The following is a 6,521-nucleotide window of genomic DNA, read 5'->3' on the forward strand; positions in this document are numbered from 1 at the left end:
GCGGCGTCTGGACCCTCGAGCCAACCACCGCCTGACGACAGGACGCCGATCCCACCCACGGCGGGCACAGACCAAGATCTTCAGTGATCTTCTAGCGGTCGCGGTGGTAGTGGCGTGCGGCACGGGCGCGGTTGCCGCACGCCACCGAGCACCACTCCTGGCGGGGGTGGCGCTTGACGAAATACAGCACGCACCTCGGGGCGGGACACACCCTGACCTGCGGGAGATCAGGGCCGGCGAAGAAGTCGATCGCGGCGTTGGCCAGGGCGGCCGCAAGGTGGTCGCCGTGCACCTCGAGGTGCTCCTCCGGCGTGTCCGACCACTCGAGGCGGCGGTGCATGGGGGCGGCGGCGCTGTTGACCAGCGCGAGCGCCTCGGGTAGCGGGGGTAGGGCTCCGGGATCCGCAGGGCTGGGCGGGTGGGGGGAGACGGCCTTGGCGAAGAGGGCGCGCACGGCCTGGCGGAGGGCGACCGTACTGACCCTGATCCGCTCGTCGGCGGTGAAGGTCGCGGTGTCGAGGTAGGGGGACAGGTCCTGGTCGCGGACCCAGGCGGTCAGGTCGTCGACGGTCGCGAAGGCGTCGGTGAGGCCGCTGCGGCGGGCTCGGATGGTACTGGCAAGTCGGAGCGCCAGCGGGTCGTCGTCCATGCTCTCCATTCTAACGGGTATGTCTCTGCAAAGGCGTGATAATATAACGGCCTTGTCGGAGATGTTCCGTTAGAAGGGTTTGTTGAATGATCAAGCCGGTGCAGGGGGATCCCAAGCTGGACAAGCTGCCGAACATGGTGCGGGTCATGGCGAACTCGCCTGCCGTGCTGGAGGGCTACCAGGGTCTGGCGCGGGCGCTGAAGAAGAGCACGCTGCCGCAGACCACCTTCGAGCGCATCGCGCTGACCGTGGGTGCGGCCAACGCCTGCTCGTACTGCGTCGCCGCGCACACCTACAGCGGCAAGACATCGGCGGGGCTCAGCGACGCCGACGTGGAGCTGGCCAAGCAGGGCAGCGCTGAGGACGCCAAGGAGGCCGCGGCGGTCGAGTTCGCCCGGGCGCTGACGGAGACGCGCGGCAACGCCGATCCGTCCGAGGCGCGGGCCGCAGGGTGGAGCGACGAGCAGATCCTGGAGATCATCGCGCTGGTGGCCCTGCAGACGATGACGAACTATGTCAACAAGGTGGCGGAGACCGAGAACGACTGGCCGGCGGCATGACGATCGCGCGCCTAGGCGCCGGTCGGGCCGAGGGTGCCGGTCGGAAAGAGGGTGCCGGTAGGAAAGAGGGTGCGGGCCGAACGGAGGGCGCCGGTCGGCTGGAGGGCGGCGGGTGGGCGGCCAGAGTCGGGCGGATGCGGCCTGTGGAGGTGACGCTGGTGCTGCTCGCGCCGCTGGCGGTCGTGCAGGCGGTGGCCGGGGAGCCCACGCTTGCACCTCCGCTCGCCGCCTCGGCCGCGCTCATCGCCGTCGCCCCCGGCACCCCGGCGGCTCGCCCGCTCACCGTGCTGCTCGCCCACCTCATGGCGGCCGCGGCAGGGCTCGGTGCGGCGTTCGTCGCCGGGCCTGGCACACCTGCCGCGATGCTGGCGGTGGGGGTGGGGGTCGTGGCGATGCTGGTCACCGGCACCTTCCACGCCCCCGCCGCGGCGTCGGCCGCGCTGCTGGGCGTGACCGGCCAGCTGGTCCCCGCCCTCGCCCTGGCGGCCGGTGCGGCCATCCTCGCCGTCCTGGCCACCGTCCCGCGCCTGGCCCGCCCTCGCCGTACGGGTTGACCCCCGAAAGGTCAGATCACCAGCTCCCCGATCTGTCGTGGACAGACCGAAACACCGCCTCGAAGAGCTTGGCGGTCGCCCACGGGGAGGTCGAAAGGCACTGGGCGACGGTGTGCTCGATCATGACCGGCGACACCTCGTTGAGGTGGGTGGCGAACCAGAGCTGCGCCTGCCCGGTGAACCACTTGGGGCGGTCGGTCCGGAAGGCTTGGAGAGTGGCCTGCAGGGCCGCCTCCGGCACGCCTTCGGGCTTGTCGTCGGTCAGCTTGAGGTAGGGCAGGACGGCGGAGACGAGAGCGGCACCGGCGATGCGGTCCTCCCCGTACCGGGCCAGGTAACGGGCGATCTCGGCGCCGCCCGCCGAGTGCCCGACCAGGATGACCTCGTTCAGGTCGAGGTGCTCCAGGAGCGCCGCCAGATCATCGGCGCTGGTGTTCAGGTCGTACCCGGTCGAGGGGCGGTCCGAGCGGCCATGACCGCGACGGTCGAGCATCACGCAGCGGTAACCGTCTCGACGAAGAAGGGGACCTGGTACTCCCACATGTCGCTGTTCAGGACCCAGCTGGCGACCAACACGATGGGCTGGCCCTGCCCGTAGTCCTCGTACGCCAGGCGGGTCCCGTCGGTTGTCTCGAAGAACATTTCCCAATGGCCCCATTGTTTTCGAGACGTGCGACGAGGGCGATTACGTGTGGAGTAATGCGGGTGCCTACTTTGGGCGGGCCTCACGCCGACCCGCAGAGCCTCGGCCACCCCCTGGGGCGCTCCAGATCTGCCTGTGACGGAGCGCCCGAAAGGCGGGCGAATGTGGGTGGTCGGCAACCACGCAGAGCCTGGTCGGTCACGAATCATGGAGCCGCGGCGGCTGCCCATCCCGGTCCGCCCAGCGAACACCACAGAGGCACGTAGCCAAGCCGGAGCGTCTCCAGGCCAGGCCATACGCGCCTTTGGGGCAACGGCCTGCCTGGACGGCTCAGACGCCAGGTCAGGCGCCGTCGATCAGGCGGATGGCGATGGCCGGGCTGAACTGGCCGGCGGGCGTGTTCGGCGCGATGCCGCAGTTGCCGTCGGAGTCGCCGGGGATCTTCACCCACAGCAGCATCTCGGTGCCACCGCCACCACCGAGTTGGGTGGGGGCGCCGAGCTTGCGGCCGGCCGGGTTGCACCACTGGCCATTGGAGCCGTTGCCGTTGCGACTGGTGTCGATCACCCACTTCGCGCCGCCACCCAGAGACGAATTGACCGAGGAGGCGTAAGTGGCCGACTGGGCGGTCGGGTAGTAGTTGGAGACGTTCACCGCGAAGCCATGGACGTTGCCGACGCCCGCGTTCTTGAGCCGCGTCGCCATCGTCCCGGCCGCTACCCAGCCGGCGTTGCCGGCATCGAGGTAGGCCCAGGGGTTGGGGGCCTTGTCGCGGAACTGCTGGGTGGCGTACGTCAGCATGCGGTTGCGCGCCTGGATGGCGGCGTCGTTCATGCAGCCGAAGTCGCCGAGAGAATCGGGCTCGATGATGACGACCGCGGGGCGGTCGCCGATGCCGGAGGCGAACGCGGAGATCCACGTCTTGTACGCAGGCTCGCTGCCGGCCCCGCCACCGGAGTGCCCTCCGCAGGCGTCGCGGCCCGGGATGTTGTACGCCACGAGGACCGGGAGCTTGTCGGCGGAGTCCGCGGCGGTCACGTACGTGGAGACGGCGGCGCGGACGTCGCCGCTCCAGCCGCCGAACCAGCGGGCCATCGGCTTGGACGAGATGGACGACTTGATGCGCGCCGCCCGGGAGTCACCGGTGTTGTCCCGCACCCAGTTCGCCGGGTTGGAGCCCGGGTCGACGTAGAAGCCGTTGGTCATGGCGACCGGCCCGGATCCCGGCTGCTCGGGCTTCGGCGAGGTGGTCGGCGTGGGCGACGGCTTCGGAGAAGTGGTAGCCGTGGGCGACGGGGACGGCGATGACGTCCTCTCGGTCAGCGAGACGTTGTCCAGGTAGAAGCCGAAGCCGGCGTTCTTGCCGAGCTGGAATGACACCTGCCCGGCCGACGTGCTGAGGCTGGAGGTGAAGGGGAAGCTGAAGCGCTTGCTCGTCGTGGTGAGCGAGATCGTCTTGTTCAGGGTGTTGGTGTACGGGGAGTCCGCGAGCTGCACGGTGGTGACCGCGGTGACCGGGGCGGAGGCCGAGGCGTCGAACGAGAGCGTGTACGCCTTGCCCTTGATCAGGGAGATGTCGTTCTGGGCCACCATGGCGTCCCACGGGTTGGCGGTGCCGCCCGCCACGGTGACGCGCAGCCGCTCTGCGTCCACGGCCATCGAGGTGTTCGCCGAGTTCCACCAGGGCGCGGTGCCGCCGGTGAACGTGCCGTTGACCACCAGCTGGGGCGCCGCGGCGGCGGGCGCTGCGGCCACCACCGATAACGCTGTCACCGCCGAGACCGTGATCGCCATCACGCGGGTTAACGATCGCACGTAATGCGTCCCTTCTAGGCATCCAAAACCACGTGGGTGATCCAATCTCACAGAGATTCGCCGCTTTCGTGACCATTTGCGAGAAACCGGAGCGATGGGTGAAGGAGGCTGTCCATGCTCATCTCGTCGTAGGAGGCGCGCAGCGCCGGCTCCTGGCTGGTTCCTCGTTGATCAGGGGCCTTCGGCCGTACAGCACCACGAGCTGGACGGCCGGGGCGAGTGCGGCGAGCAACGCCACGAGTACGCACGCGCCTCACCACCCGGCGGCGACCAGCGGACTGATCGATTGCGGGAAGTAGATGTTGCTCACGGCCACGGCGCAACATCGCAGCCAGTCTCGGGACCAGTCGGCGACCCGCCCGCGACGTACGCCACGGGTCTGGTCACCCGGGCTCGCGACGGACGGCAGGTCCCGTACCGCCGCAGCTCTCTCGGCGACCAGCTGGCCGACCGGCACCCGCCATACCAGACCGCGCCCCTTGACATGCGATGCCGTCAGCAGGCCGGCTCCGCCGAGCCCGCCTGGCGGGAAGGCCCAGACGTAGCCGACGGCGGCCAGGCGCTGGTTTCACCTTGCGGTGGTGGACGACCAGGCAAGGCCGCCGCCGCCAGCTACGACCCCGACTGGCGAGTTCGAGGTCACACCCGAATTACCTGACCGGTCCTCTAGCAGTCGCCGAGGTTGCCGCTGACCTTGTTGTAGTAGCGGGTTCCCTTGTAGTAGATCTTCAGACCGCAGACGTAATGCCACTTGCCACCGACCCACGTACGAGTCCCGCCACGGGCGATCTCCTTGTAGCCGGAGTCACTACCGGTCTGGTGCACGTTGGCCTTGACCCGTCCGGCGCAGCCGTTGTGCACCTTGAGGATCTTGTCGCTGCCCTTGATGGTGATCTTGTGGGTTACGCATCGCAGACGTGAGTCGGCCGCGTTCGCCGCGGGGACACTGACAAGCGTCGTCGCCATCCCGGCGATCAGGGCGGCGACGAACAGCTTCGTACGCATAACTCTCCCTTAGTCGGTTCTTGGGGCAAACCCCCCAGGCACCGTGAGAGGCTAGCAGTGAAGAGCGAGTAATCAAGAGTCATGCGGATAGTAAAGACCCGGCGGTCTGCTGGTAGGCCTCGCGGACGATCGCCTGCGTCGCCGCCCGCCGCATCCGTCGGTCGAACGCAGGCTGGTGGCGGCCTCGGCCGATCCGGTTCGCGTCGGCCGGTAACGGCAGCAGGCAGAGAAAGCCTGTCTCAGCCGGAGTTGAGCCGGATTCGTGGAAGGCCCATCGCGTTGGGGAAAGGGATGGCGTCCCCGTCGACGATTCGCTGGATGAGGGGATGAAGGCATTCGGTGAGCCGGCTGATCCCCTCCGTTCCGAGGGCGGCCAGGGCGGGCTTGGCGAGCTCCTCGGTCGTGGCCTCGACCGCGTCACGCCTGCGGCGCCCTTCGGCGCTGAGGGTTCCGTCAGCGGCGAGCCAGCCGCGATCACGCAGACGTTCCGTGGCCGCGGCCCACTCCTTTTCGGTCCAGCCGCGGTAATCGCGTTGCTGCTGCGGGGCCACGCCCATCGCCACCGACACCACGTTTGCCTCACACCCGTCCAGCCCGGCCGCCAGCAGCGCCGCGATGTGCCCATCACCGCGGAACTCTCGTAGAGCGGTCGCCGCCCACCACAGCTCTAGATGCGGCTCGGCGGGGACGGGCAGCACGGCATGCGCGGCAAACAGGGTCCGTCCTGCGCGCGGGGAGGCTTCGACCGCGCGGCGGGCGAGTGCGGCGGCCTCGGCGGTCAGCGGGGCGGCGACGAGATCGCCGAGCAGGCGTCGGAGCGACTGATCGACCACCTTGAGCCGGGCGTTCAAAGCGGCCTCAGGCGAGCAGAACACCCAGGCGTCGGGGAGGGCGCGGGCAACCCGCGCAGGGGCGAAGTTGTAGAAGGATGCGGTCACCACGTCAGCGGAGACGGCCCCGAGTACGGCCGAACGAGTGGCGAAGTAGCCCATCCAAAAGCCTTTGAGTCCCGCCGCGGAGTAGACCGCCTCGGTCTCTGGGGCAAAGTACACGATCGCGTGATAACCCTCGAGTCGACGCCAGATCTCCTCCACGGCGTCAGGCTACAGGCTGAGCAATCGTCATGATCGTGCGATCTGGAACGCGTTCGAGGGTGCACATCGCGCCATGGTTCGCACGAGAAGGGCTCAGTGTTCCCCTGGGATCGCTGTCCGAGACAGGCACCTACCAGACGGTGTCAGCACATCGAGGGGATGCAGGTGTAGGGATTCTCGGGCGGGGTCCAATACGGCGGG

At 68.8% G+C, this 6,521-nt stretch carries 8 protein-coding genes; 2 read left to right on the forward strand and 6 right to left on the reverse strand.

The features are described from left to right. Nucleotides 1-91: 91 nt before the first annotated feature. A complete protein-coding gene (locus AB0B45_RS51085) occupies nt 92-649 on the reverse strand; it encodes an ABATE domain-containing protein (protein ID WP_358146261.1) in 558 nt (185 codons plus the stop codon). An 86-nt stretch (nt 650-735) separates the two neighbouring features. Here AB0B45_RS51085 and AB0B45_RS51090 point away from each other — a divergent pair, with 86 nt between their 5' ends. Both AB0B45_RS51090 and AB0B45_RS51095 read left to right on the forward strand, forming a co-directional pair. Continuing rightward, nucleotides 736-1,209 (forward strand): carboxymuconolactone decarboxylase family protein, encoded by a 474-nt coding sequence (locus AB0B45_RS51090; protein WP_358146263.1) that lies wholly within the window; start codon nt 736-738, stop codon nt 1,207-1,209. Between the two features lie 134 nt (nt 1,210-1,343). Beyond that, entirely contained in the window at nt 1,344-1,763 is a 420-nt protein-coding gene (locus AB0B45_RS51095; protein ID WP_358146265.1) for an HPP family protein, read from the forward strand. A 16-nt stretch (nt 1,764-1,779) separates the two neighbouring features. On the opposite strand, the gene AB0B45_RS51100 is transcribed toward AB0B45_RS51095, so the two are convergent. The 5 genes from AB0B45_RS51100 to AB0B45_RS51120 form a co-directional block, all read right to left on the reverse strand. Continuing rightward, complete coding sequence (locus tag AB0B45_RS51100) at nt 1,780-2,256, reverse strand: alpha/beta fold hydrolase (protein WP_358146267.1); 477 nt, start codon at nt 2,254-2,256, stop codon at nt 1,780-1,782. After that, complete coding sequence (locus tag AB0B45_RS51105) at nt 2,256-2,405, reverse strand: alpha/beta hydrolase (RefSeq protein WP_358146269.1); 150 nt, start codon at nt 2,403-2,405, stop codon at nt 2,256-2,258. The genes AB0B45_RS51100 and AB0B45_RS51105 overlap by 1 nt, the downstream gene beginning before the upstream one ends. A 343-nt stretch (nt 2,406-2,748) precedes the next feature. Beyond that, nucleotides 2,749-4,179 carry a glycoside hydrolase family 6 protein gene (locus tag AB0B45_RS51110; RefSeq protein WP_358146271.1) on the reverse strand — a complete coding sequence of 477 codons (1,431 nt, stop codon included), beginning with the start codon at nt 4,177-4,179 and terminating at the stop codon, nt 2,749-2,751. Nucleotides 4,180-4,887: 708 nt separating this feature from the next. Next, nucleotides 4,888-5,226, reverse strand: a complete 339-nt coding sequence (locus AB0B45_RS51115; RefSeq protein ID WP_358146273.1) for a hypothetical protein — start codon at nt 5,224-5,226, stop codon at nt 4,888-4,890. A 239-nt stretch (nt 5,227-5,465) separates the two neighbouring features. Next, nucleotides 5,466-6,320 (reverse strand): hypothetical protein, encoded by an 855-nt coding sequence (locus tag AB0B45_RS51120; RefSeq protein ID WP_358146275.1) that lies wholly within the window; start codon nt 6,318-6,320, stop codon nt 5,466-5,468. Nucleotides 6,321-6,521 lie beyond the last annotated feature (201 nt).

This window comes from Nonomuraea sp. NPDC049152 (genome assembly GCF_040648355.1).
In the GTDB taxonomy this organism is placed as follows: domain Bacteria; phylum Actinomycetota; class Actinomycetes; order Streptosporangiales; family Streptosporangiaceae; genus Nonomuraea.

Excerpts from the sequence above, each read along its gene's own strand:
- AB0B45_RS51095 (WP_358146265.1), top strand. The coding sequence starts at position 1,344 with ATGCGGCCTGTGGAGGTGACGCTGGTGCTGCTCGCGCCGCTGGCGGTC.
- AB0B45_RS51090 (WP_358146263.1), top strand. The coding sequence starts at position 736 with ATGATCAAGCCGGTGCAGGGGGATCCCAAGCTGGACAAGCTGCCGAAC.
- AB0B45_RS51115 (WP_358146273.1), bottom strand. The coding sequence starts at position 5,226 with ATGCGTACGAAGCTGTTCGTCGCCGCCCTGATCGCCGGGATGGCGACG.
- AB0B45_RS51085 (WP_358146261.1), bottom strand. The coding sequence starts at position 649 with ATGGACGACGACCCGCTGGCGCTCCGACTTGCCAGTACCATCCGAGCC.
- AB0B45_RS51105 (WP_358146269.1), bottom strand. The coding sequence starts at position 2,405 with ATGTTCTTCGAGACAACCGACGGGACCCGCCTGGCGTACGAGGACTAC.
- AB0B45_RS51100 (WP_358146267.1), bottom strand. The coding sequence starts at position 2,256 with ATGCTCGACCGTCGCGGTCATGGCCGCTCGGACCGCCCCTCGACCGGG.